The following is a 26,152-nucleotide window of genomic DNA, read 5'->3' on the forward strand; positions in this document are numbered from 1 at the left end:
AGGATTTCATGGTAAAGGAGGGGACTGCTTTGGCCAAAATATTGCTCACTTCATGTGGTTTTTACACTGACTCCATTAAGGATCAATTTTTACAGCTAATCGATAGAGAGACTTCCCGGTTGAACGTTACAATTATTACGACAGCTTCACCCAAAAAAGAGAACAATGCATATGCACAAAAGGCAAAAAAAGATTTTAGGGAAATGGGATTTCAGAATATTGATTTTACCGATTTAGAGTTCGACAATCCAGAACGACTCATTCAGAAAGATATAATATACATCAATGGTGGGAATCCGTTTAATTTGTTATACCATACGAAGAAAAGTGGGGCAGATGAAATTTTAAAGCATCTGGCCTCGCAAAATGTCATCATTATTGGAGTAAGTGCCGGTACTATTTTACTGGGACCACACCTTAAAATTGTTCAATTTTTTACTCCGCAAATGAATACTTTCGATATAAAAGATTTCTCTGCCTTACACGTAACTGATAAACTCATTTTTCCTCATTATGATCGAGAAGATATATTTCAAGATGATACAGGCAAGACGATCGAAGAAAGATTAAAAGAGTTCGAATACCGTGAACAATGTGAGATTACAAGATTGAATGATGACCAAACGATGTTAATCATAAAATAAACCGCCTTTCATCAAGGCGGTTTTCATTTTACGATGTTGTCTGAAATATTCGAATCTCGGGAAGCTGCTGCTTGCTGTCAGCCACATGACCGATATGAGCGAACAGCTTGCGCAGCGGACCGAAACTGGCAATCCGTAAAACCATTTGGACGGTTCCTACTCCTGCTTTGCTTTGCGGAAAAAACAGATCCGGAGCTCCTGGAGGCAATTTCTGAGCTTTATCCACCATAGGACGCATCCACTGTTCATACTTGCTTAGACAACTTTGCAGGTCTTCTGTTCGGTTGGAACCCGTCTGAGACAGAAAGGCTGCAAGAACATATCCGCCAATCAATGCCAGCGATGAACCTCCTCCGCCTATAGGAGTCACACACCATGCTGCATCGCCAGTGACACATATTCGGCCTTCCGACCAGGTCGGCATCATAATCTGTGTGAGATAATCAAAGTAAACATCATTCGAGGTAGCAAACCCATAAACCACGCGTTCGTCCTGCCAGCCGGCTCCAATGAAGATATCTGGCAGTTCAGCACGTGCCTGATCGGAAGAAATAGCTGATAGATTACGCTCGCGATCTTTGAAGGCCAGCGTTGCACGCATGGTTCCCTTATTATCCGGGCGAATCGAAATTTGGCGTCCACCTGCAGCATTATACCAGCGCCACCATCGGTCATCTCCATCTTGCTTCTCAATCGTTCCATAGATCATATTCAGTCCCAGTTCATTTCGGGAGACACGATCTCCGAATACCTTGTCTCTTGTTTTGGACCGAACGCCTTCTGCGATAATGAGCAGGTCGTATCTTTCTTTTTGTCCGGAATGCAGTGTGACCTCGACATATTCATGCTGATCGTTAACTTGTTCAATCCACTCCCCATAACGAACCGAAATGCCGGATGGCAATGCATCCAGAATAATACGTGCCAAATCGCCTCGTAGAATTTCTATTTCAGCGGTAAGCCCATCCGAATCCTCTACGGGAAAAGCGCCGACTACCTGTCCTTTGTCGTTGACGAATGCAGTACCTTCTTCGGTAGTGGTCTGCTTGCGAACCTGTTCATCGATGCCCATCTTTTGAAGAAGTTCGCGAGCAACTCCGCGCACATCGACATTCTGTCCACCTTCGCGAAAAGCACTTGCACGTTCAATAATCGTAACTTCCCAGCCAACTTTGCCAAGCCAGAAAGCAGTACTGAGACCGGCAATACTTGCACCTGAAATAAGTGCTTTTTGAACTGTCATTATGTCGCTCCTCTCGGCGTTTATATATGTGTCATGATGGACAAACAGAATAGCGAGAATGAACAATATTAGAAACACTGCATCTAACAATGGATCAACAGCAAAGCGATACAGCTAGAGATTCCTTACCCTGTAGAGGAAGGTTGAAACGACAGGGATGGATAGGTAAACTGGCTGATGTGGGCTAGCATTTTTGGATAGTGATATAGCTTCTGCTCTAGAAAAATCCCTTGTTATATATACATATATTTCTAAATATTCTATATTAAGGGTGCACTTAGTTAGTTAATTAAGCTGAAATATACACATGAGATAGGACTGACAGAGAAAAGAGGTGAGAGCAGAACATTACGGCTCGAGATCAGCTGAATATTTTAATAAATGAAGGTGAGGAAGAATAATGAAAACATTAAAATCGCTGGTGAAAAATTTGTCTGTTTTAGCTATGACTTTAGGTTTGTCATTGGCAGTATCTATTCCAGGTCAAGCTACTGCTTTTGCAGAAAGCGCTTCAAGCGTTATGCAGCCGAGCAGCGTACAAGTTGGACCGATTATCATTCCTGAACCGCCACAACCAGGAGATCCGGTGCCTGATCTTGATTATTATGTTATCTCTGGTTTTACTGCTGAATCCACACCTCATTCGACGATAAGCTTTAATGCAGAAGGGATGACAGATGTTCAATTCACTGCATTTCCTTTTCCCGGTCAAAATAAGGAAAGTGTAGTATTCAGCCTGGAAACCGAAACCGATAAAGGGTGGGAACCTGTATTTGTAGCGACTTTCCAACCAAGCTCCAAAGTACAAAAGCAATATATGAAATCACCTCGAAATGATTACAAAAAATTCCGTATTTTTATTTCAAGCAAGAATCCGAATCTTGCCGTTTTGGGATACAAGCAGTGGAGTAACTGAATAACCTCTAGCTGGGTATGTATACTTATCTGAATTGACAACAAGAATAGCAGGAAAGTAAAAAGGATTGATCACTATATAGGATCAATCCTTTTTACTTTTTTAACATGCTACATTTCTTCTCCAGTCGCCACTGGATTATCCTCATAACTGATCCAGTCACTCCAGCTGCCCGGATACAGCTTCACATTTTCGAATCCAAGCTGCTTCAGGGCAAATACATTCGGACAAGCCGACACACCGGAGCCGCAGTAGACAATAATCTCTGCCTTTTTATCCAGGCCGGCAAAGTGTTCTTCCAATTGCTTGGCAGATTTGAAGCTGCCCGTTTCGGTCAGTACATCCTGCCAGAAAAAATTGATTGCGCCGGGGATATGACCGGCTTTTTTGTCCAGAGGTTCTTCCAGTCCCAGATAGCGGTTATGGGCGCGTGAGTCAATGATCACTGTTGAAGTGTTCAGATGTTTATCTGATTCGGCTTCGTTACTATTAACGGCAGTATCATGAACGTTACCCGTATTCACACGATCAGACCTAGACAGGCGTTCTGACATCCGACGTACATAATCCACATCGACTACCATGTTCTTCTGCGGACGCGCTTCGAACGTTTTTGGCACGACTACCGGCTGCTCATCGGTCACCGGATAGCCGGCCTGCTTCCAGGCGCTGAAATCCTGCTCCAGTATGTACACCTGATTGTGCCCCAGATAAGTCAGCATCCACCACAGCCGGGCAGCGTTCATACCGTTGTTATCATCATAGATAACGATCCGGTCATCCTGACTTAGTCCGGCACGACCGAAGATGCGGGCCATCTGTTCCGGCTCGGGCAGCGGATGGCGACCACCATGAGTACTGACCGGGGAGGAGAGATCTTCCTCCAGATCGAGATAGATGGCACAGGGGATATGGGCTTCATTGTAGTTTTGCCGTCCGGCCAGCGGGTCATTCAGCCAGAAACGGCAATCGGCGATAACCAGATCCGGTTCGAACATCCGGGCGAGCAGCCATTTGATGGATACGGTATTTTGCATATGTTGTGCTCCTTTCGTCTATGAAAAATGGAATAAATATGATTCGTGCTGCACTGGAATGTCTGTAGATATAGGTATGCTTTCTATTTTACACTGTATCGGCGGCGGCATCTATTCCGGATGTGGTACAGGGAGATGCTGCGTTGGAGCGTTCATTTTCATCAGTATATGACGTACAGCAGCAAGCACTGGATATAAATAAAAAAGCCCGCACACAGCGGGCTTTTCGGTAATAGAGTATTCTTGCTGGCAATAAGGTACTAATATATAACTTTTACAAATGATTCTGTAAAACTAGCCGTTTATGAGCTGTTAAAAAGCAATTCCTTTTAAAGAAGAATTATCGGTATAATCGCATACAAGACGCGTACTGCTAATTAGACCTGCTCTTCCCACAGCTTAGCCTGATATTCCTTGACCTGCTGTTCGGATGCTTCCGGATAGACGTTGCGGAAAGGATGATGCTTGGCGTCGATGATTTCGACCATTTTGTCGATCATATCCTGCGGATCGAACTGCTGGGCGAGCATTTTCTCGCCTTTCATCATATCGGAGCGTTTGGTGAAATTGGTCTTCTCGTCATACCATTTTTCCTTCTCGGCGAACATCATATCGTTGAAGCCGGTTTTGAAAGGACCCGGGTTGATCGTAGCGACCTGGACACCGAACTCGGCTAGTTCGTCCTTGAGCGCCTGCGCAATTGCTTCAACAGCATGCTTGGATGCGCAGTATGGTCCGAGATACGGCGTTACACTCAGTCCGGCAATGGAGCTGATAAAGATGATTTTACCTTTTTTCTTGGCAACGAACTGGCGCGCGGCAATCTGTACCAGCTCCAGGGAGCTAAATACATTGGTATCGAAAATCCGGCGCAGGTTCTCGACCGGCAGTTCAGCCAGCGGTCCACCCTGACCGATCGCGGCATTGGCGACAAATACGTCGATATCGTATTTCTCCAACTGGGCACGATCCAGCGGGTTATTTACATCCAGTTTGAATACTTCAATATTGAGTCCCTGTTCCTTGGCATAGTCCTGCAGAGGAGGAACCTGGGAGATTGTTTCGACGGTAGCGATCACTTTATGTCCTTTTTGGGCGAGTCCAATCGCAGCTCCTTTACCGAGCCCGCTGCCTGCACCTGTGATGAAAATGGTTTTTTTACCTAGCATATGATTGTCCTCCTTGAATTGAAAATGATTTGAAAAACTAATTTCGCACATGTCACTAATACTGCATTTACCCGTACTCATCCGCAGTTAACCAGAAGGCAATCCCAACATGAGGCATAACAGGATCACACCGCTGGGATTCAAAGGGGCTGCTAACCAGTGCAGCCACTCCTGATTGATTATGGCAAAATGCAGCGAAAGACCCAGCAAAGCAGCGGCTTGGAAGGCAATATCTTCCGCAGCCTGAGCGGATCTGGTATAGTTACTTCGAGATATAGAAGAATACACAGAAGAATACATAGAAGAAGGGACATCCAAGATATGAACAACGATTTTTTTATAGCCCAGCCGATGTGGATGTATGGACTGACAGCGGTAGTAGCTACCCTGCTGCTCGTGCTGATTATCCGGGGACTCCGGCGCCGCAGTGCACGCATTCGGCGGGAGCAGCTGGACCCGCGGCGAATTACGATTGGAGATATCGACCAGATGGAGGGGGCGGAGTTTGAGAGGTATTTATACCGTCTGTTCCATGAACTGGGTTACGAAGATACCTTCAAGACCAAGGACAGCAGCGATTTTGGTGCGGATCTGGTCTTTACCGACCGTCATGGTGTGCGCAATGTACTGCAGGCCAAGCGGTATCAGGAGAATAATGCGATCAGTCTCGATGCGGTTCAGGAAGTGTATGGTTCCATGCGCTACTACCAGGCAGGACGCTCGATTGTGCTGACGTCTGCCGGACGTTTTACCGCTGCCTGTGAGACGCTGGCCGGGGTGAATGGCGTCAAGCTGCTCAATCGTGAAGATCTGATCCAGCTGATGGATGATTTCAAGTCAGGACATTATGAAGACGCTATGGACTGTATCGAGGCGGAAGCGTATACCGTATTGTCTCCATGGGCAGAGTACCTGGATAAGCCTATGCGTTCTACCGGCAAGGACCGCAAGGCAGAGAAATGGCTGCATAACCGCTAGCACGGGGACGCGGCTTTTGAGGCGGCTTCTGATTTACAAGAAACAGAGAATAGAGAACGTTCAGCCGGGAGTTTTATCTGCCCGGTTATTTTCTGCGTTAAAAAGTAAGTGATCTACATTGACAAAGCGAATATACACCCTCATAATCCATAATGATAATGATTATCATTATGGATTATGAGATATACATACACAGGGGGATGGAATCGTGATGCCACAAACAATACATACAGCAATAGAGGGAATGGCAATGAATCGTCTGCTGGCTGACTATGACCGGGCTAACCATAATGGTAGAGCTTCGCGTAGACCTGCGGACAAGGCTGCCGGGGTGGCTGCACGATGAGTTCGGTTTCATTAACAGGCTCCATGTACCCGTGGCGCGTCGTCAGCATCTATGGCGGCGGATTGGCCGCTCTTGTAGTGCTTTTCTTCGTGAGCCTGTGTTATGGGGAAGCGGCGATTCCGCTGCATACGGTAATGGAAGCATTGACAGGACGACAGGATTCGCTGAACCATAATATGATCTGGGATCTGCGCATGCCGCGTACGATGATCGGTATTCTGGCCGGGGGTGCACTGGCAGTGGCCGGCGCACTGCTGCAGACGATCACCCGCAATCCGCTGGCGGCATCGGATACGCTCGGGATTAATGCAGGTGCTTATTTTGTTGTTGTACTGGGTACGGTAATGTTCCCGGATCTGCTCCGTACGTCGCCTTTTCTGTTCGCAGCGCTTGGCGGGCTGATGGCGGCAGCGGCAGCTTATCTGATGGGCGGAGGACGGTCTTCCAGTCCGGTCCGGCTCGCGCTGTCGGGAATGATTATCTCGATGGTGCTCGGCTCCTTTACAAGTGCGCTGCATATTTTCTTTGCCCTGGAGACGCAGGGGCTGTTCCTGTGGGGATCGGGTACACTCGTACAAAATGACTGGAGCGGGGTACAGTATGCCTGGCCGTGGGTCGTAGGTATCGCGATCGCGGCACTGCTGCTGTCCAGGCAGTGGGATGTGCTGGATCTGGATGAATCGACAGCTTCCTCTCTCGGACAAAAGGTAGGCGTAGCGCGTGCCGGCGGTCTGCTGGTCGCTGTGCTGCTGGCTGCGATTATCGTTAGTGTGGTGGGCCCGATCGGCTTCGTCGGCCTGGTCGCGCCGCATCTCGTTCGCCTGAGCGGCATACGCGCTCATCGCTGGCTGCTGCCGGGTGTATTTATCTGGGGAGCAGCGCTGCTGATCGGCGCCGATGTACTTGCCAAGATGGTCCATAACTCCAGCATGGAACTGCCGACAGGTGCAGTAATGGCCTTAATCGGCGCACCATGGCTGATCTGGCTGGTACTGGTGAAAATGAAGGCAGCCAATGGCGTCGGCGGCTCTGCTTCGATGAGTACAGGAGCATCTGCCCAGCGCTGGCCGTTTGGCCGACTGGCGGTTATTTTTACGGTGCTGGCAGTTGTATTGACCGTAGGCAGCACGATGTTTGGCGGCCTGCGTATTCCGCTGGGCGATCTGCTGCCTTCGCTGTTCAGCCCGGATGGACTGTATTCGGCGCTGCTGCAGTTCCGTATCCCGCGTACGCTGGTGGCAGCGGGTGCAGGTGCGGCGCTGGCGATTAGCGGCGTGCTGATCCAGATGGCAGTGCGCAATCCGCTCGCGGATGCTTCGATCGTCGGGGTATCCTCGGGAGCGGGACTGGGGGCGATGATAATTATGATTCTGTGGCCTGCGCTGCCTGCATTTATGGTGCCGATTGCTGCGATAGCGGGTGCAGGGGCTGCAGCGTCGATCATTTTCTTCCTTTCCTGGAATAAAGGGTTAAATCCGTCTGCAGTCGTACTGCTCGGTATCGCTATCTCCGCGATTGCCGGTGCGGGCATCCAGATTCTGATCGTCCAGGGCACGCTGTGGGGCGGGTCCAGCTACATCTGGCTGACCGGCAGTACCTATGCACGTACATGGGATCATGTAAAGATGATCGGTATCTTCCTCGTGCTGCTCGTACCGGTCGCCTGGTGGATGGCCCGGCGCTTCGAACTGCTCGTATTTGACGATCAGAGTGCCTCGGGACTTGGGCTGTCTGTACGCAGAACACGCCTGCTGGCGATGGCGGTCGGTGTACTGCTGGCAGCAGGCGCGGTAGCCTGTGTCGGTACGGTAGGCTTTATCGGCCTGATTGCGCCGCATATGGTGCGTCTGCTGACCGGTCATCACATGCGGCGTTCGTTGTTCCTGTCTGCGCTGACCGGCGCGGTCATGCTGGTGCTGGCCGATACGGTGGGACGTACGGTAATCGCACCGACAGAGATTCCTTCGGGTCTGCTGATCGCGCTGATTGGTGCTCCGTACTTCCTGTATCTGATGTATCGTTCCAACTGGCATCGTCCGACGAGCTGATCCTGTACCATCAGGCAGCCGGGCCGATTAGGCTGATTGGTATTTGGGAAATGGTTAAATAAAAGATCCGGATTGTTGTACACCATAGGCTTGCAGCCCAAAGAGCTGTCCCTGTTCATCGTGAGGATGAGGGACAGCTCTTTTTGGTTATGGCGTATAAGTTTGTCGATAGTCATCCCCTGTACACTTAAAGGGTTAGAACGGATGTTTATTTAGCTGTATAGGTGCTTGTTGGGCCTGTTCGTTGGAGCGATCAGTGATTTTTGCCGGACACGGGTGTCAGCTTCTCCTGCTGCTGGTCGGTATTCTCTCCCTCGGGTGCCATAATGTCCGGCGGCACGAGCGCTTCGGTCTTGTCTTTGCCAAACTGGATAAATACCCAGACACCCAGCAGGATCAGTGTACCTGCTCCAAGCTGCATACCGGTCAGTGCTTCGCCGAGCAGCCAGAAAGCCAACAGGGAGGAGAAGACCGGCTCACCGAGTACAGCCATCGAGACGGCTCCGGCATTCATGTATTTGAGCAGCCAGTTGAACAGATAATGTCCAAACAGCGTCGGAACGAGAGCCAATAGCCAGAACACACCCCAGTCTCTCGCTTCATAGCCGGTAAACGGAATATGGTTGACCAGATTATACACGGCAAGCACGCTGGCAGCCATGAAGAATACCCAGAAGTTATAGATCAATGCCTCCATATGAGAGCGGATATGCTTGCTGATCAGCATATGAATCGCTACTGCGATCGTACCGAAAAAGGACAGCATATCTCCCTGCAGCGCCGTGCCGGATAACCGGAAATCACCGAATCCGATCGCTACAGAACCAATAACCGCCATCGCCATACCGATGATCATATACCGGTTGGTTCGCGTCTTGAACAGGAAGTACGAGCCGATCACGACCATAATCGGTTCCAGGGTGAGAATGACCGTAGAGCTGGCTACCGTCGTCAGCCGCAGTGATCCCATCCACAGCAGAAAATGCAGCGCCAGCATCAGGCCGGATATGAACAGCATCAGCCATACCCTGGGAGGGATACGGAATAGTTCGCGATAATAACGGATCGCCAGCGGCAGCAGCAGCAGATCGGTGAAATACAGCCGATACATGGCGATCACCGATACATTTGCGTCCGACCAGCGGATAAAAATGGATGAAAACGAAATAGCGATAATACCGATTACGTACAGCACTTCCAGTGGAATCCAGTGCTCACGGGTCTTGATGGATTGATTCATGTCTGCTCTCCTATGCTGCCAGTTCAGCCTGATTTTACATTATATATTTGTAACCGGTACCCCATACGGTTAGAATATGCTCGGGGTTTTTGGGGTCCCGTTCGATTTTTTTGCGCAGATTGGAAATGTGAACATCGATCGTGCGCTCCAGATAAGCGCGGTCGCCACCTTTGATCCGGTCCATCAGCTCATTGCGCGTGAATACTTTACCGGGAGAATGATACAGCTCCCGCATAATTGCAAATTCGATCTGGGTCACTTCCACTTCCTGACTCTCGACCAACAGGCTGTGCCGGTAATCATTAACCAACACTCTAGATTGTACCTGGGCGGCCACCGGTGCAGTCGTATTATAGCCATTGAGCCGCTGGGGACCGCTGCGGCGGAGCAGCGCCTTGATTCTTGCATCCAGTTCCTTGAGACTGAACGGCTTGCAGAGAAAGTCATCTGCGCCGTTATCCAGTGCCTTGAGACGTTCGTTCAGCATCGTATTGGCCGAGATCATCAGTACCGGAACGGTGGATTGCCGGCGGATCTGCTGTACCAGTTCACTACCGCTCAGATCGGGCAGCATCAGATCAGTTACAATGATATCGGGCTGATAGTCATGAAGTTTGCCAATTGCTTCTTTGGCGTCGTGAATCAGTTCTGTATGGTAACCTTCTTCCTGCAGGAAAAATGCGATCATATCAGCGAGACTTTTTTCATCTTCAATAAGCAAAACTTTGATGGGCATGCTAGTCACTCTCCTGTGTGAAAATTATAAGCTTGATGAGTATGCATGACGATCAAGCCCATTAGCTGTTTTAAGTGAACTATTTTTTGCAAACATACGAATAAACCATTGTAAAAGTTCAATTCTTAAGTGTAATCGGTTCGCAGCCTGCTGTAATGGCTGTGCAGGATCATGATGGATGGTATAAATTTGGCTGACCCCATGGTAATTCTGTTCAATATGTAAGATAGTAAGGTTACTGGAAGTATAGTTTTATACATCTGAACACAATATGAATTATTTTCCAAACCGTCTCTTGACGTTATAATAAAACAAGCTGACAGCAATATACTTTACATACAGATTTCGCTAACAAACCTTCTGACAAATACGGATATATTGTACCATTGTTAGCGGATATGGTGGATAAGGAATATTTTATGCTGATAATGTGACAGACAGATCATGTCGTATCGGAACATCCAAATCAGGTATACATGCACTCAGGCGTAGTATGACGATTCGTCAGACGGTCTTACGGGTGAAACTGCTGTCCGTGTGAGAAAGGACCGTTCGTTATGAATTACAAAATACTTCACCGGTTAAAATCTCCCTGGCTGGGGACAGGCATCCTGACGATCCTCGGCATAGCAGTAAACTGCTTCAAGTTGGATCTGTCGGTGGTGCTGCAATTTATTTTTGGAGGCACGGCAGCCCTGATGATTGTTAGACTGTATGGGCTGAAGTTTGCTTTTCCTGCGCTGCTGCTCATCAATTTGCCTTTCCTGTGGACAGGCTCGTACGGACTGCTTATCGCTGTACTCGGACTGGAACTGGTATTTGTATGTCTATGCTCCCGCCTGTTCCCGCGAAGCAGCCTGCTGAAAGTGGATGCCTCTTTCTGGATTTTGATTGCGATGCCGCTGCTGTTCATCATGTATCGGGAAACACTGGAAAATACTGATAGCTGGTTGATCGGGCTGCTAACGATAAACAATGTGCTTAATGGCATCATTAACGGGCTGGTCGCTTCCATTGGTGTCGAGTCACTGCTGAGCCGGGTCGCAATCGGCAGCCGCCCGAGTTATCCGATATCGCTGGGAAGGATCATTTTTAAATATTTGCTGGCTTCGGTGGTGCTGACTTCACTGCTGGTCATGTTTATGAATGGCCGCCAGCAGTTTGAAGATATACTGGGCTACGGGTCGGAATATATGAGCCGGTCTTCGCGTTTGTATACACAGGAAATTCAGCAGAATCTGCTGATAAGACCAGACCGGGTTCAGTCGCTGATGATTGATTTCAAAAAGGACTTTGTTATAGATTCCATGGTACTGGATGCTTCTGGACAGGCCCGTTATACGACAATGACTGCAGACATGGTAAGCCGCTTTGCGGATAATACAGGATACAGGAAGCTGCTGCTGAAGGATCAGCCTGTACATGGGAGCATTTATCAGCAGTTCCCTGACCGGGCGCAATACAAGCTGGAACGCTGGCAGGAGTCTTATCTGGTAATGGATGTACCATTGTCACAACAATATCGTCTTGTCTTAACTATGCCTCTTAACTTTTATTTATACCCATATTATGCCTTTTATCTATGCAGTATCCTAAAAATATTAATTGTGATTGTAGTTGCACTGGTGCTGGCACGTCCGATCAGCCGCAAATTGACTCGTCCGTTGATGCAGCTGGCCAAGGCATCCAACAATATTCCTTCCAAAGTCAAAGAGAACCGTCCGCTGGAGTGGCCGGAGACGAATATTATTGAAGTGCGCAAGCTGATACGCAACTTTAAGTCGGTCGTCAGCATTATGGAACACCAGTATCTGCAGATCAAAAAAGACAAGGAACTGCTGGAAATCCGGGTCGTGGAACGCACATTTGATCTGGCGGAAAGCGAGGCGCAGAAGGACGCCATTTTGCAGATGGCGATCGACGGGATTATTTCTACGGACAGACAGCTGCGCATTACTGACTTCAACCCGGCTGCCGAGCGGATGTTTCGCTGCAGACAGGAAGAGGCGATCGGACGTCCGCTGTCGGATATTATTCTGCCGGAGCCCGGTGATGACGAGGAGACCTGCATTGCTGTACAGGCGACCCGCTTTGACGGTACGACATTCCCGGTAGAACTGACGCGCAGCAAGGTGCTGGCGGACGGCACTTCGTTCCGTACCTTTTTCATTCATGATTTGACAGAAGAAGAGCATCTCAAAGAACAGCACAATGAACAGGCTCGTCAGCTGCAGCTGCTAAATGACCGTCTGCTGGAAGAACAGGGAGCAGCCGAAAGGCAAAAAAGCATCACTGGCAATCTGCTGCAATCGGTCGAAGAAGGAGTAGTCATGTGTGATTCCCAGCAGTTGATCTCGTTTATGAATCCGACGATGCAGGCAATTTTTAATCTGGAGGATTATACCGGCCGCCCGATTACCGAGCTGCTCGTTCATATTGATCAGCTAACCGTCAATACCGGTTCCCTGAATGACCGGCTGGAACATTATATGAAAAGCGGGGAGCACTGGGAGCAGGGTGAGCTGATTCTGCTGCGCAGCAAGCGTATTTTGTCGCTCTACGTCACACCGGTAATTGACCCCGTGGCAGGGATTGAACACGGCTTCCTGCTCGTATTTCGTGACTGTACGGAGGAGAGAAGGGTCCGCCAGATGCAGGATGAGCTGATTACTGTCGTCTCTCATGAGCTCAGAACACCGCTGTCGGCAATTATGGGCTATATTGAGATGCTCGCCCTGTATGAGGATATGCCGGCTGCCAAGCGGCAGGAGTTCATGCATACGATTCAGCAGGAAGGGAATCGGTTATCCCGACTGCTCGATGATTTCCTGGACAGTCAGCGTATCGAAGCCAGGCATATCGAATATCATATGAGCTGTCTGCCGGTACGTGAGTTGGTGCAGACGGTCTGTTATCAATGGGATATTCATTCCCGCCACCGGATTCGCGTGCACAGCGACGGAGAAGAATTGTACATTCTGGGCGATCAACACCGGATGATTCAGGTCATTCATAATCTGATCAGCAATGCACTCAAATATTCACCGGACAGTATGGCTGTCGATATAAGTGTGCAGCAGGAAGGTGATTCTGTCGTTATTGCGATAGAGGATTATGGCATCGGCATTCCCGAGCAGGATCAGCCGCATGTTTTCCAGAAATTTTTCCGTTCCCACTCTACAGCTTCACGCAAAGTCAGCGGTACCGGCCTTGGATTGTATATTGCCCATCTGATTGTGCAGGACCATCACGGTCAGCTTCATGTATCTTCCAACCCGGGCTCTGGCTCTGTCTTCACTCTAACATTGCCGCAGTACAAACCATCTGATCGGGTTTGAAGCGCCTGCTGATTCATCTTTCCGGCCTTACGGTTACTTACTGTACGTACAGGTCGGTCTGCAGCATCATGTGGACAGACACAGGAAAGCAGATTCTGAGAATGGAGGCATGACTCACATGGCAGAATTACAATTAGCAGGCAAAACCGCAATCGTCACCGGCGGAGGTTCCGGTATCGGTAAAGCTTCCGCGATCCGGCTCGCTGCCGAAGGCGCGAAAGTGTATATGCTGGATCGTACACCGGAAGAGGCGGAAAAAACCAAATCCGAAATTGAGAGCGCCGGCGGCAAGGCCAGTGTCATCGAATGCGATGTCTCGCATCCCGAGATGATTGAGCAGGCGATGAAGCAGGCGGGTGAAGAATCCGGCAGCATTGATATCGTATTTGCCAATGCAGGTATTAACGGGGAGACCGCTCCGATCGAGACGATGGAGATAGAGGATTGGAACCGCACGATTGAGATTAACCTGAGAGGTACATTTGCAACAGTCAAATATGCCATTCCATATATGAAGCAAGGTGGAGGCAGCATTGTCATTACCAGCTCGATTAACGGTAACCGTACATTCTCCAAAATCGGCGCTTCCGCCTATGCAACGTCCAAAGCCGGACAGACTGCTTTCATGAAAATGGCCGCCCTGGAACTGGCGCGCTATAAAATAAGGGTAAATGCCGTATGTCCCGGATTTATCGATACGGACATCGAAGACAACACATATGAGAGCGATGATCTCAAAAAGGTACAGATCCGGGTAGAATATCCGGACGGTCAACATCCGCTCAAAGGCGAGCCGGGCAAAGCGGAGGAAGTGGCCAACCTGGTATTCTTCCTCGCTTCCGAGCAGGCATCCCAGATTTCCGGTACGGAAGTATTCGTGGACGGAACCGAATCGTTGCTGATGTAGTCCGCAGCCTGGATTGGGTAATAACCGCAGCTTCATTACACGGCCAAAATACGATATGCTGCTGCACCATGGACAGCAGAACTTCTATCCTCTTTCCCTGTTCGGGAAAGGGGATATTTAGGTAGGGGATGCCTGGATGTCATAACTTTTGGTCAGGGAATTGACAGTGTCGTACTGGCTGAATTAAGCTAGGGATGACAAGGATAATGAGCAGAATTCAAGCGGGGATATTCCCCATAACATAGACTGCGAATGAAGATAGCGGGAGAGTCTGCGGATGTATGCGATCCGCCACCGAAGGAGCAAGTCGGAGGGAATGCCAGCCCCCGGCCAATCTCTCAGGTACCAGGAACCGCTGCCGGACGCAACTCTGGAGAGAGCGCAAGCCACCCAAGGGGTATGACAGGAGCAGTTTCCTGTCCAAACTCTCAGGTAACGAGGACAGAGCAATAGGCCCTTGCAGGCTTTGCTCTGTCCTTTTTTCTGTCAACTCGTGGAAGATATGGAAACGCTATAGAACTGGCAGCGATGCAGATGGAGTGGAGAGAGACAGCATGCAGCAGATCTCTGCCGGAATATAACTTGTTCAAGACAACAATTCACAGGCGCATATGCGGGAAAGAGGAATCAGAATGCGTTTTAAAAATGTATTCAATATTATTGGTCCATCGATGGTAGGACCATCCAGTTCACATACGGCAGGAGCAGCACGCCTGGGCCGTGCAGCCAGACAGCTGCTGGGTGTCTGCCCGGAACATGCGGATATCATTCTGTATGGTTCATTTGCCGAGACGTACTGGGGGCATGGTACGGATCTGGCGCTGGTTGGAGGCCTGCTGGATTACAGCCCTGATGATCCGCGTCTGCCTGATGCAGCCGAGGAAGCGGATCAGCTGGGCATGACGATCCGGTTTGATAAAGGGAGCGGCAATTACCCGCATCCCAACTTTGTACGTATCCGGCTGCGCCAAGGTGAGCAGACAGCCGAATTGGCAGGTGCTTCGATCGGAGGCGGCAATATCGAGATTCATGAGATGAACGGATTCGATCTCAAGGGCTCGGGGCAGTATCCGACACTGGCAGTCGAACATCAGGACAGTAAAGGTGTACTGGCCGATATTACGCGTACGCTGAGCGAATCCGAGCTGAATATCGGCTTTATGGACGTGGATCGCAAATCACGCAGCGGTGAAGCCATGACCATCATCGAACTGGACAGTGCGCCTGTTCAGCAGGTGCTGGACAGAATCGAACAATTACCCTACGTGACCCGTGCGGTCGTTATTAATCTGGATTAATGGAAGGTTGTGAACCGGAATGCAATTCCGTTCGTTAAAAGATATTATCAGACTCTGTGAGGAACGTTCTCTCACGATTGCTGAACTGATGGTTGAAGAGCAGGTCAAGGAAACCGGAGTATCCCGGGAAGAAGTGATCCGGCAGATGACGGATTATTATCATATTATGAAAGAAGCGGTACACAAGGGGATTACCGAAGATACCGTATCCCGCAGCGGACTGACCGGCGGCGATGCGCGCCGGGTATACAATTACCTCAATAATGGCGAGACCGCATCCGGTAGTGATGCGACGCGGGCGATGTCCTACGCGCTGGCAGTATCCGAAGTGAATGCCTCGATGGGACGCATTATTGCGACTCCAACCGCAGGCTCCTGCGGTATTATCCCGGGCGTGTTCGTCAGCACCCAGGAGCGGTTCGGCTGGAGTGATGAGCTGATGGTTATGGGATTATTTGCAGCTGGAGCGATCGGCTACGTCATTGCCAATAACTCCTCCATCTCTGGAGCGGAGGGCGGCTGTCAGGCTGAAGTAGGATCGGCGATCGGTATGGCTGCCGGAGCGGTCGTTGAACTGCGTAACGGTACGCCGGAGCAGGCGATGCATGCTGTCGGTCTGGCGCTCAAAAATACACTGGGACTGATCTGTGATCCGGTAGCCGGACTGGTAGAGATTCCATGCATCGTACGCAACGGACTGGGAGCGGTCAATGCACTGGCTGCTGCCGATATGGCACTGGCCGGAGTGCGCAGCGCGATTCCTTCGGATGAAGTGGTGGATGTGATGCTGCAGGTCGGACGGTCCATGCCGAGTGAGCACCGCGAAACCGCTCGTGGCGGACTGGCCCAGACACCGACCGGTCGCAAAATTACCGAAGAACTGCGCCGCCGTCGACAGAATAACGGGAATTAACCTTCGGATCAGATGCAGTAATGCATAGCTAAATACAAAGAAGCTGGACGGCGAACTCTTGCAGTTCTAACTCCTGCACAGTGTTATTCCAAAAGTCCCTGCCCTGCGCAGGGACTTTTTTTGTATTAAACTTCATTCGGTCCTATGGGGTATGTAACAGCCTGCCGCATCTGCTGATTCAACTTTCGGCCAGCGTGTGAAAAGATGCTGAAGTGATTTGCAGCAATCAATCAGAGGAGGAATCGCAGATGGATCTACAACTTACAGGCAAAAAAGCACTCGTAACCGGCTCTACACACGGGATCGGCAGGGCAATTGCAACAGCACTGACACGGGAAGGAGCGGAAGTGCTAATCAACGGGCGAAGCGAGGACAAGATTCGGCAGACAATCGGCGATATTCAGGAACAACTGCCATCGGCACGACTGCTGCCGGCGGCGGCAGATCTGGGCAGTGAAGAAGGCTGTCAGCAGTTGATTGCAGATTATCCGGAGCTGGATATTGTGGTGAATAATCTGGGAATTTTTGAACCGGCGGAATATTTCGACATCCCTGATGAAGAATGGTTCCGGTTCTTCGAGGTGAATGTGATGAGCGGTGTACGACTGAGCCGTCATTATATGCGTCAAATGATCGATCGCGGCGAAGGTCGTATTCTGTTTATCGCAAGTGAAGCTGCTGTGATGCCATCCCAGGAGATGGCTCATTACAGCGCCACCAAGACGATGCAGCTCTCCGTCTCCCGCAGCCTGGCGGAGCTAGCTCAGGGCACGGCAGTGACCGTGAATACGATTATGCCGGGTTCGACGATGACAGAAGGCGTAGAACAGATGCTGCGCAGTCTGTACCCGGGGGATGACTTTGACCTGGAGCAGGCGGAGAAGCGGTTTATGAAAGAAAACCGGCCAACCTCCATTATCCAGCGTCTGATTCGCCCGGAAGAGATTGCGGACTTTGTTGCTTTTGTAAGCAGCCCGCTATCGGGAGCGATCAACGGAGCAGCTCTGCGGATTGATGGTGGATTGGTGCGAAGCGTATTCTGATTATTTGATAAAAGAAAGGCAGCGCCCTGTTGCGGGAACGCTGCCTTTACTGTATCTGGGAAGCCTATCAGATTTTAAACAGCAATGTCTTCTTCCTGAATAGATTGTCTGTACTCGGAAGCTTCTGCCAGTTTGGTGAATTGTACGACTTCATTATGATTTTTGCGAACTTCTTCCTCGATCTCCGCAAGTGTCACATGGAAAAATTCTTTTCTTAAATTGACTTTGTTTAACCGGTGATTGGTAAAGCGTCGATGCAATGCATTTTCCAGAGCAGGTGCATCATTGCTAAAGATCATGGCATGTACATCAAACCGGAAAGGTACCGAAGCATCTCCCAGCTCAATAATGCGATCAAGCGGTTCAAGACGGCGTGTCATGCCGATTTTGTATACTTCTTCACCAAAAGATCCAATATTGGAAATAATATAGACATAGCCTGCTCTTGTATTGCGTTCACGGTTAATGACATCTTCTTTAGCGTGCTGTACTTGAGCAAGCTGGGCTTCAAGCTCTTGCAGTTTGCGCTGAATCTTCTCCTGTTCGATTGCATTTTCCAGCTGCATTTTGGATTTCAATGCTTCAATAGCCTGATTAAAGTGATTTTCTTCTTTTTCGAATTTTTGTTTTTGGGCTTCAATTTCTTTCAATGCTTTGGCTTCCTCGCGCATTTGCTCTCTAATCCGTGCCTGTTCTTCTTTTTCTTCCTGCTTTTTCTTCTCGTACTCATAATTCAGATGCAGTTCTTCCAGCTTGGAATTTAAATAAGCCAGGGTAATGGAGATACCATTCATGGCTCCCAGTTTATTCAAAACATCATACGATTTCTGTATGCGGTTCTCAATCGAGTTTATATTGTTGAATTTGACTTTGATAATGGAGGCATCGCACTCGTTATTAAAAGAACGAATAAACAGCTTAATCAGATCATTCATCATTTTTTTGCCTTCTTTTTCGCTTCCATTCACTGTCCATGCTTCTCTAAACGCGGCTGCCTGTTTATTGCGAACCATTTCTTTCTGCTGATCACGAATTTCTTCCAACCGGTATTTATAAGCTTCGGATGTAGCCAGATCATACAGGGGTTCGTACAGCCCAAACTCCTGCATCAGCAGCTCGTCATTCAACTCAATCAATTGCTGCTTATGATGTTCATATTCTTGAATAAGCCGCTGACGTTCCACTGGATCAATCTGTTCGTAGGCGACTCTCATCATATGATGTTCATTTTTCATTAATTTATATTGGTGCTCCATCGTATCACGGCTTTGCTGCAGGTTGTCCTGCTCGGATTGCAGGTGTTGATATTGACTTTCGAGGGAGTCATGCTGCTGTCGAAGCAACTGATATTCCTGATCCTGTCGGGCCTGTTCAGCGTATTCTTTTTTCTCGGCAGAATAGCGAATCAGCAGCAGAATTACCGCTGCAATTAGAGGGACTACGGCAGTAGCAAAGCAGCATAACAAGCCAATAAACCAGGTAGAAAGATACCATTTTTTCATTCGTTAACCTCCATAAATATGTAATATATCTTGATTATAATCCATTAAATTACTTAAAAGTATATTTTTTTATATCTTATAAAGAAAAAATCCGCAGTGCATCGACAGGGATGACTGCGGATTGTATATTATAAAATTAATCTTCCAGCACCAGCGGCCGAAGCTTGGATTCGATCTCGGTACGGTGGGGCTCCAGGAAAGGAGGCAGGGACAGTGTCTCGCCCAGTGAATCCATCGATTCGTCGATATCAAATCCCGGCGTATCGGTGGAGAGCTCAAACAGGATGCCGTTTGGCTCACGGAAATAGAGGGCACGGAAGTAGTGACGGTCGATTTTTCCGGAGTTGGGAATACCGAGTTTGGACAGCCTTTCCGACCAGGCATTGTACTGTTCTTCATCCGGCACACGGAAAGCGACATGGTGGACGCCGCCGCGGCCAAGACGGGCAAATGGCAGTTCCGGACGGGTCTCGATATGAACTTCGGCACCTGCGCCGCCTTCACCGGTAGCGTATACCTGAATATCCGCGTGCTCTTCACCGGCGAGGGATGGATAGGAACCTGCGTGGCGGAAGCCGAGTACGCCGGTCAGAATAAGTACCGTGTTCTCCGGATTGGCCACCGTTAAGGTCACCGGTCCAAGACCGAGAATACCATGTTCTACCGGTACATCCGAGCCGTCCCATGCCTGTCCGGGTGCTACACCCTGTTCATTATTATCCGCTACCAGAATCAGACGGGTGCCTTCAAAATCCTGAAAAGCGAGTGTGTCCCGTCCGGCGCGCTGTTTGATCTCTTCATGGGTGACGTTCAGGCTGTCGAACCGGTCGGACCAGTATTGCAGCGCCGCTGTATCGGTTACCCGCAGGGAGGAAGCAGAGATGCTGGATACCCCCTGATACGTAGGGCCAATACCCGGCAGATCGAAAAAGGTCAGTTCGCTCCCGGGAGAAGCTACACCATCTCCATAAAAGAGGTGGTAGGAAGTTGTATCATCCTGATTAACCCCTTTTTTGACGAGACGCATACCCATTACTTTGGTGTAAAATTCGAAGTTCTTTTCCGCTTTGCCGGTCATGATCGATACATGATGAATACCTAACAGTTCCATATTTATCATCCTCCTGAGATTGTTTATATAAATTGTTTTTGTATTTGAAATCTTAAAGTTAAGATAATTATAACATGAGTCCAGAAGAATACAATAGAGTAGAGCAATTTTTGTGAAAAAAGTATAGCTGCTTTATAAAAAGTGGGATTGTACTTTGCAATGCTACAGCGATTCGTACACCAGACTTACAGCAAGCCATACAACCAATGAGGCAGCAAATCATACGGTAATCAAACCATAAGCCATACTGAAAATCATACAGCAAAAACCACCCGGAACTTGCCCGGGTGGTCTTGATCAAAATCATTTAAATTATAATGTGATCATATTATCAGTATTATCAGTGATTCGACAAACCGCCGCTTTCCGCCCGGGTAACTGTCCGCGTACGGTAATCGTCTGTTTTCAGTCCGATTTGTGGGAAGACTTCATTCAGGTTAGGGAATTTAGCGAGAATCTGTTTGTTGTCGGTACGCAGATCCATTTTGCTGTAATTATAAAATCCAGCTTCACTGACCATATTGATAAAATCATTGCCTTCTACCGTGGTATCTCCTTTTTTAGGAACAACGATGCTTGGCGTATTTACCAGCACATTATCCGTCATTTTGGTTCCGTTAGGATATTCAGGATGCCAGCTTGGGTCCAGTATGCTGTCCCACAGTTTGTGATCGTAGCCATACTTTTCCTGAAGCTGCTGACCGTATTGCGCCCATGGATTGCTGCTTGGATTCATCTCGCGCAGCTGATCGGCGAAAATGCTTTTCACCCCATGGCTCTTTTGGTTGCCACGCTGGTCGATCTGAATCATATTGGAATCCACGACCAGATTGTTCTTGGCGATATTATCATGACCATTCAGCAGAATGCCCTTGGTCGAGCCCTGGATGATATTGTACTGGTAGTTATCTCCGCTGTCCGCACCATCCGAATAGAAGCCGTTGGAGCGCTTGTTATGATGGATAAAGTTGTAGCGGAGCACATTGCCATAAGACGCCCAATCTTGCGCTGTATAGAAAGCACCGGTATCGCCTTCGATCAGCGAGGTATTGTGTACCTCATTATATTCAAATGTTAGATTGTTGCTGTATACATAGCGTACAGCATCCTTGGGTACATCATGCATCAGGTTATGATCGAAAGTAACGCCGACCGAGTTCCTCACCAGGATAGGTTCCAGATGGGTCAATTCACCGACATGGTGAATATGGTTGTTGGTCACGCGGCTGTTCGCGGCCGTCAGGGATTTACGGTTACCGGCATCGTTGATGCTGATCCCAAATCCGCCTACTTCATAAATATCATTGCTCTGGAACAGATTGGATGAACCCCTCACATCGAGAATACCGCCATTGCCCAGATTGCGCAGCGTATTGGCAGCAATTGTAATATGATTGCTGTTCTTGAGTTCGATTCCGTTGCCCATGCTGCCTTCAATCGTAAAGCCCAGCATTTGTACATACGAGGCGCCCTTGAATGAAATAACCGGGTTTTCATTATCGGCAATAATGATATTCAGATTCTGGAGTTTACCGCCTTTTGGATAGTAATAGAGCTTATGGTCTTTAAAATCCAGTGCCCATTCGCCCGGTTGATCAATCTCATCCAGATAGTTAATGGCCCGCCATTCTTCAACACCTGTTCCGATCCGGTAAGGCGCGCGGATCTTGGCCTTGTATTCCGAGCTATAAGCATAGACATCGGCTTTGACGGATTTCTGATACACATCCGGGGTGACCGCTGCCGGTTTGGTGTTTTCTCCGGGATAATAGATCGGTGAAGGCTGATCGCCAAGATACGTGATCGGTGAATCGGCTTCATCCGACTGCATGGTAACCGGCTCCGACTTTAGAGTGACCGGTTTGGCATCTTCGGCTTCCTGGGAAGGATTAGCCGTCTCGGTCTTCAGCAGGGAATCTTCGGTCAGTTCTTCCTTAAGGTCGACAGATTTGGTTTCGCCGCCTTTTTGATACATCGTATAGGATTGACTGGATGTATCCACATCATGCAGCGCATCGTCGGCTGAAGGCAGAGTCGTCAGTGACGGCTGATTTTTGTACGTATTTACCGAAGCGGATGTGCTGTTGCGATAATCGATTACAGCCTTACTCCACTTGGAACCCATACCGCCAGCAGGAATATCTTTCAGTGTAATGACATGATGGTTGGTATCTATTTCCTGTACAGAGCTGGTAATAGGGCTCCATACTGTTCTCCAGAATCCTTTGAGATAGAGTGGATGGCCCGCTTCCAGCGACTTTTTCCAGCGCTCGGAGCGATTGGTACCATCCAGATCCAGTGTATTGGTCGTATCATCATTTTCTGGGATGCCTCCCTCGCCATAATAAAAGGATTTGGCATCCGCAGAACCGTTGATGGTGGTCCAGCCTTTGCGATGATTATTCACCGATTCACCAGAGTTCGGCCACTGTGAGATCGGCTGCCGTTCGCCATTGGCGATCAGATCGACAATACCCCATTGTTCGGTAAAGGAAGTACCGCCACGAAAGTGGAAAATATGCTTGAAGTTCTTCTGTTTCATATCCAGTTCGTACAGGTCGCCGGCGTAGACATCCGGATGAACACGGCCTGCTGCTTCCGGGTTGAGCGGCTTCCAGTCAGAGGCCGGTACATGCACACCGTTGGTCAGCGTGACATGCTCGCCAGGGTAAGAGCGGTATATAATCGGTTTGTCCGCTGTACCCGAATCCTGGTCGGTCAGCTCCAGTGTGGAAGTCTCGTATTCGCCGCCTTTAACCCAGACGGTGATTCCGTTCTCGGGCAGTTTGCCATGCAGAGCACGGATCGTATTTTTTGCTTTGTCCAGAGTGGCATAAGGCTTGTCTTCGCTGCCATCTCCGTTTGTATCACTACCGGAAGTAGCAACATACAGATTCATTCCGGTTGCTGTTACTGCTCCACTGCTCAGTATGGCAGTCCCCTGGTTGCTTATCTGTTCGGCGACCGTGTAGGGAACGGCCAATGTACTGGACAGCGCGAGTACAGCCGTAAGCGATACAATTTTTTGGAACTTCTTCATGTGTATGATTTCCCTCCATTCTCTTTGTGTGCGAGTAACCGGGGGAATAGTATCTCCCCGCCAAGATGCAGTACCTGATTTATAATCTGCAACCACCTCCTTCACAGAATAATTCAGCCAAAGCCATTATATATAATAAAAGATTGTCGAGAAATTAGCAAAAACAAAAAAAAATATCAGTAAATGTAAAAATTATCTCATAAAATTAATATATGTGTTTCTTTTTTGTAACCATTTGAGCATAGCTTGTTAAACGTTGTCAAGTTTCGCACAAAAAAAGCTTCACAGAAACAGCAGTCCATAATGCTTGCTGTTCCTGTGAAGCGATGCTGCCGACTAAGAATCAGGAAGTTTTATCGGGGGCAGAATGGTTGCTTAATCCATTGTACTGATTTCGAGCAATCGGCTGTACACGGTAGGCGTCTTTGTACAGACCGATCTCGGTAACCACCTGATTCAGGTTAGGGAACTTCTGGAGAATGGTCTTGTTCTGGGTACGCAGATCCAGATTGTTATAATTATAAAATCCGGCTTCATTTACCGTGTTTAAAACGACATTACCCTGGGCGGCTACATCGCCTTTTTTGGGGATCTTGATTGTGGCGCCGCCGACCATCACATTATTATTTAGCTTGCTGCCGTTCGGATACTGCGGATTCCAGCCGGCACTCAATACCGAACTCCACAGATTGCCTTTCATACCGTACTGTTTGGCGAGCTTCTCCCCATATTGTTTCCATGGGCCGCTCTGCGGATGGAAACCGCGCAGAAGCTGGGCATATGGACTGTTCAGCCCGTAATTTAGGCTGTCGGATCGATCATTGATCTCCATCGATTCCGTCTCGATCAGCAGATTGCCGACCGCCACATTGTGGTGTCCATTTTCCACGATAAAGGCGCGTTTGGTATTCTGAATAATATTATTCTGATACGTATTGCCGCTGGCGCCGCCATCCGCATAGAAACCGTTGGAACGCTGGTTATGGTGAATCATGTTGTAACGAAGTACATTGCCATACGAAGACCAATCTTGTGCAGTGTAGAATGCGCCGGTGTCGCCTTCAACCAGTCCTGTATTATGTACCTCGTTGTATTCAAATAACAGTTTGTTGCTAAACGTATAGCGGATCGCATCCTTGGGCACATCATGCAGCAGATTATGATCAATCCGCAGACCGACTGACTCGCGTATAATGAGCGGTTCCAGATGCACCAGTATACCGGTATTGTAGATATGGTTGTTGGTAATTCTGGTATTGGCAGCAGTCAGTTTGGCCCGGCTGCCTGCCTTATTGACACTGATGCCAAAGCTTCCGGTATCATAAATATTATTGCTCTGAATCATGTTATGACTGCCGCCGGAATCGGTGATTCCGCCGTTGCCCATATTACGTATGGTCAGTCCGGCCAGTGTAATATGATTACTGTTTTGTACATTGATCGCGTTACCCAGTCCATTTTTGAGTTCAAAGCCGATAAAGCGGAGGTGGGAAGCACCATTGATCCGGATAATCGGATCGGTACGGTCTGCAATTACGGTATGCATCTCGCTGATTGGTTTGGGCGGATAATAATAAATTTTGCCGTCTTTGAAATCAAGAGCCCATTCGCCCGGCTGGTCGATTTCTTCGAGCAGATTAAGCAGCCGCCATTCCTCGGTGCCATTACCTACACGGTACTGGTTATCCGGTGTCGCTGCATTGGCAACGGCGCTGAATTTGGAGCCGATTCCGCCTGCCGGTGTCTGGGACAGATGAATGGAACGGGAAGAAGGCTGAATTTCTTTCAGGCGTATCGTTGCAGGGCTCCATACCGTGCGCCAGAATCCCTGGAGGTAGACGCTATGTCCCGTCTGAATGGCCCGCTGCCAGCGTGCCATTCGTCCCAGATTGCTTGTATCCTTATTTTGCATATCATCATAGTAAAAAGAGCGCTCGTTGACGATCCCCGAAGCGACCGCCCAGCCAGCCCGATTGCCCGCAGATGCATCATTCCGGTTGGGCCACTGGGAGACCGGCTGCATCGCGTCGCCGGCAATCAGCTGTAGAATGCCCCATTTCTCGGTGAAATAATCACCGCCGGTAAAACCCTGAATATTTTGAAAGCCTAACTTTTTCACATCAAGTTCCATCAGCTGACTGGCCTGAATCGCCGGATTCACACGTTCACGCGCTTCCGGGCTGAGCGGTTTCCAATCGGACGCATTCACTGCCGTGCCATTGGACAATGTAGCGACTTTGCCGGAATAAGTCCTGTAAGTGATGGGTGCCTGGGTAGTGCCGGAATCGGCAGCTGTCCATTCCAGTGTGGCAGTGACATTGTAATTACCTTCTTTGACCCATACGGTAGCTCCGCCGGATGGCAGCGGCTTGCTGCGTTTGCGCAGATCATCGCGTGCCGCCTGAATAGTGGGGTAAGGGTGCTGCTGACTGCCATCCGGATGCTTGGCACTGGCAGCAGCATCCACATACAGATTGATCGGTGTCGAAGCATCAGGTCCGCTATCCAGTGCACCCTGTTTGGAATCAGCTCGTCCGCCTTGCCATAAAGGGAACAATAATAGCAGGATCAGACCGCTCATCAGTACAACATATCTTATGTTTTTCACCTGCAATACCTAACCTCCCTTTTTTCCTTATTAAA

General features: G+C 49.0%; 19 protein-coding genes and 1 riboswitch. Of the genes, 10 read left to right on the forward strand and 9 right to left on the reverse strand.

Features of this window, described 5'->3' with window-relative positions; all coding sequences use genetic code 11:
- Positions 1-29: 29 nt before the first annotated feature.
- Positions 30-644 carry a Type 1 glutamine amidotransferase-like domain-containing protein gene (locus tag M1D61_RS06575; RefSeq protein WP_458121645.1) on the forward strand — a complete coding sequence of 205 codons (615 nt, stop codon included), beginning with the start codon at positions 30-32 and terminating at the stop codon, positions 642-644.
- Between the two features lie 28 nt (positions 645-672).
- On the opposite strand, the gene M1D61_RS06580 is transcribed toward M1D61_RS06575, so the two are convergent.
- Complete coding sequence (locus M1D61_RS06580; RefSeq protein ID WP_458121646.1) at positions 673-1,887, reverse strand: FAD-dependent monooxygenase; 1,215 nt, start codon at positions 1,885-1,887, stop codon at positions 673-675.
- A gap of 400 nt (positions 1,888-2,287) precedes the next feature.
- Between M1D61_RS06580 and M1D61_RS06585 the strand changes: the two genes are divergently transcribed.
- The gene (locus M1D61_RS06585) at positions 2,288-2,803 is read left to right on the forward strand and encodes a hypothetical protein (RefSeq protein ID WP_458121647.1); all 516 of its coding nucleotides are present in this window, start codon (positions 2,288-2,290) and stop codon (positions 2,801-2,803) included.
- A gap of 110 nt (positions 2,804-2,913) precedes the next feature.
- On the opposite strand, the gene M1D61_RS06590 is transcribed toward M1D61_RS06585, so the two are convergent.
- Together M1D61_RS06590 and M1D61_RS06595 are read right to left on the reverse strand one after the other, a co-directional pair.
- Positions 2,914-3,840, reverse strand: a complete 927-nt coding sequence (locus tag M1D61_RS06590; protein ID WP_458121648.1) for a sulfurtransferase — start codon at positions 3,838-3,840, stop codon at positions 2,914-2,916.
- A 377-nt stretch (positions 3,841-4,217) separates the two neighbouring features.
- Positions 4,218-5,009, reverse strand: a complete 792-nt coding sequence (locus tag M1D61_RS06595; protein ID WP_458121649.1) for an SDR family oxidoreductase — start codon at positions 5,007-5,009, stop codon at positions 4,218-4,220.
- 321 nt (positions 5,010-5,330) lie between these two features.
- On the opposite strand from M1D61_RS06595, the gene M1D61_RS06600 reads away from it, so the two are divergent.
- From M1D61_RS06600 to M1D61_RS06610, 3 genes are all read left to right on the forward strand, one after another.
- Positions 5,331-5,987, forward strand: a complete 657-nt coding sequence (locus M1D61_RS06600) for a restriction endonuclease (protein WP_458121650.1) — start codon at positions 5,331-5,333, stop codon at positions 5,985-5,987.
- A gap of 208 nt (positions 5,988-6,195) precedes the next feature.
- Positions 6,196-6,333, forward strand: a complete 138-nt coding sequence (locus M1D61_RS06605) for a hypothetical protein (RefSeq protein WP_458121651.1) — start codon at positions 6,196-6,198, stop codon at positions 6,331-6,333.
- A complete protein-coding gene (locus tag M1D61_RS06610; RefSeq protein ID WP_458121652.1) occupies positions 6,330-8,381 on the forward strand; it encodes an iron ABC transporter permease in 2,052 nt (683 codons plus the stop codon). The genes M1D61_RS06605 and M1D61_RS06610 overlap by 4 nt, the downstream gene beginning before the upstream one ends.
- Positions 8,382-8,634: 253 nt before the next feature.
- Here M1D61_RS06610 and M1D61_RS06615 read toward each other — a convergent pair whose 3' ends face one another.
- Both M1D61_RS06615 and M1D61_RS06620 read right to left on the reverse strand, forming a co-directional pair.
- On the reverse strand, positions 8,635-9,621 hold the full coding sequence (locus tag M1D61_RS06615; protein ID WP_458121653.1) for a DMT family transporter: 987 nt from the start codon (positions 9,619-9,621) through the stop codon (positions 8,635-8,637).
- Between the two features lie 34 nt (positions 9,622-9,655).
- Positions 9,656-10,357 (reverse strand): response regulator transcription factor, encoded by a 702-nt coding sequence (locus tag M1D61_RS06620; protein WP_458121654.1) that lies wholly within the window; start codon positions 10,355-10,357, stop codon positions 9,656-9,658.
- A gap of 557 nt (positions 10,358-10,914) precedes the next feature.
- Here M1D61_RS06620 and M1D61_RS06625 point away from each other — a divergent pair.
- The 5 genes from M1D61_RS06625 to M1D61_RS06645 all read left to right on the forward strand — a co-directional run bounded on the left by M1D61_RS06625 (position 10,915) and on the right by M1D61_RS06645 (position 17,856).
- The gene (locus M1D61_RS06625; protein ID WP_458121655.1) at positions 10,915-13,695 is read left to right on the forward strand and encodes a PAS domain-containing sensor histidine kinase; all 2,781 of its coding nucleotides are present in this window, start codon (positions 10,915-10,917) and stop codon (positions 13,693-13,695) included.
- Positions 13,696-13,813: 118 nt separating this feature from the next.
- Positions 13,814-14,602, forward strand: a complete 789-nt coding sequence (locus M1D61_RS06630) for an SDR family oxidoreductase (protein ID WP_458121656.1) — start codon at positions 13,814-13,816, stop codon at positions 14,600-14,602.
- 252 nt (positions 14,603-14,854) lie between these two features.
- Positions 14,855-14,967: riboswitch (glycine riboswitch) on the forward strand.
- 267 nt (positions 14,968-15,234) lie between these two features.
- Positions 15,235-15,900 carry an L-serine ammonia-lyase, iron-sulfur-dependent subunit beta gene (sdaAB, locus tag M1D61_RS06635; RefSeq protein ID WP_458121657.1) on the forward strand — a complete coding sequence of 222 codons (666 nt, stop codon included), beginning with the start codon at positions 15,235-15,237 and terminating at the stop codon, positions 15,898-15,900.
- Between the two features lie 19 nt (positions 15,901-15,919).
- Entirely contained in the window at positions 15,920-16,813 is an 894-nt protein-coding gene (sdaAA, locus tag M1D61_RS06640; RefSeq protein ID WP_458121658.1) for an L-serine ammonia-lyase, iron-sulfur-dependent, subunit alpha, read from the forward strand.
- A 248-nt stretch (positions 16,814-17,061) separates the two neighbouring features.
- Positions 17,062-17,856, forward strand: a complete 795-nt coding sequence (locus M1D61_RS06645; protein ID WP_458121659.1) for an SDR family NAD(P)-dependent oxidoreductase — start codon at positions 17,062-17,064, stop codon at positions 17,854-17,856.
- A gap of 74 nt (positions 17,857-17,930) precedes the next feature.
- Here the strand turns inward: M1D61_RS06645 and M1D61_RS06650 are convergent, their stop codons facing one another.
- The 4 genes from M1D61_RS06650 to M1D61_RS06665 form a co-directional block, all read right to left on the reverse strand.
- A complete protein-coding gene (locus tag M1D61_RS06650) occupies positions 17,931-19,358 on the reverse strand; it encodes a DUF4041 domain-containing protein (protein WP_458121660.1) in 1,428 nt (475 codons plus the stop codon).
- 136 nt (positions 19,359-19,494) lie between these two features.
- Positions 19,495-20,469, reverse strand: a complete 975-nt coding sequence (locus M1D61_RS06655; RefSeq protein ID WP_458121661.1) for a ring-cleaving dioxygenase — start codon at positions 20,467-20,469, stop codon at positions 19,495-19,497.
- A 340-nt stretch (positions 20,470-20,809) separates the two neighbouring features.
- Positions 20,810-23,509: a right-handed parallel beta-helix repeat-containing protein gene (locus M1D61_RS06660; RefSeq protein WP_458121662.1), complete on the reverse strand. Its 2,700-nt coding sequence runs from the start codon at positions 23,507-23,509 to the stop codon at positions 20,810-20,812.
- A gap of 343 nt (positions 23,510-23,852) precedes the next feature.
- On the reverse strand, positions 23,853-26,117 hold the full coding sequence (locus M1D61_RS06665) for a right-handed parallel beta-helix repeat-containing protein (RefSeq protein WP_458121663.1): 2,265 nt from the start codon (positions 26,115-26,117) through the stop codon (positions 23,853-23,855).
- Positions 26,118-26,152 lie beyond the last annotated feature (35 nt).

It is taken from the genome of Paenibacillus sp. Z6-24 (genome assembly GCF_054161335.1).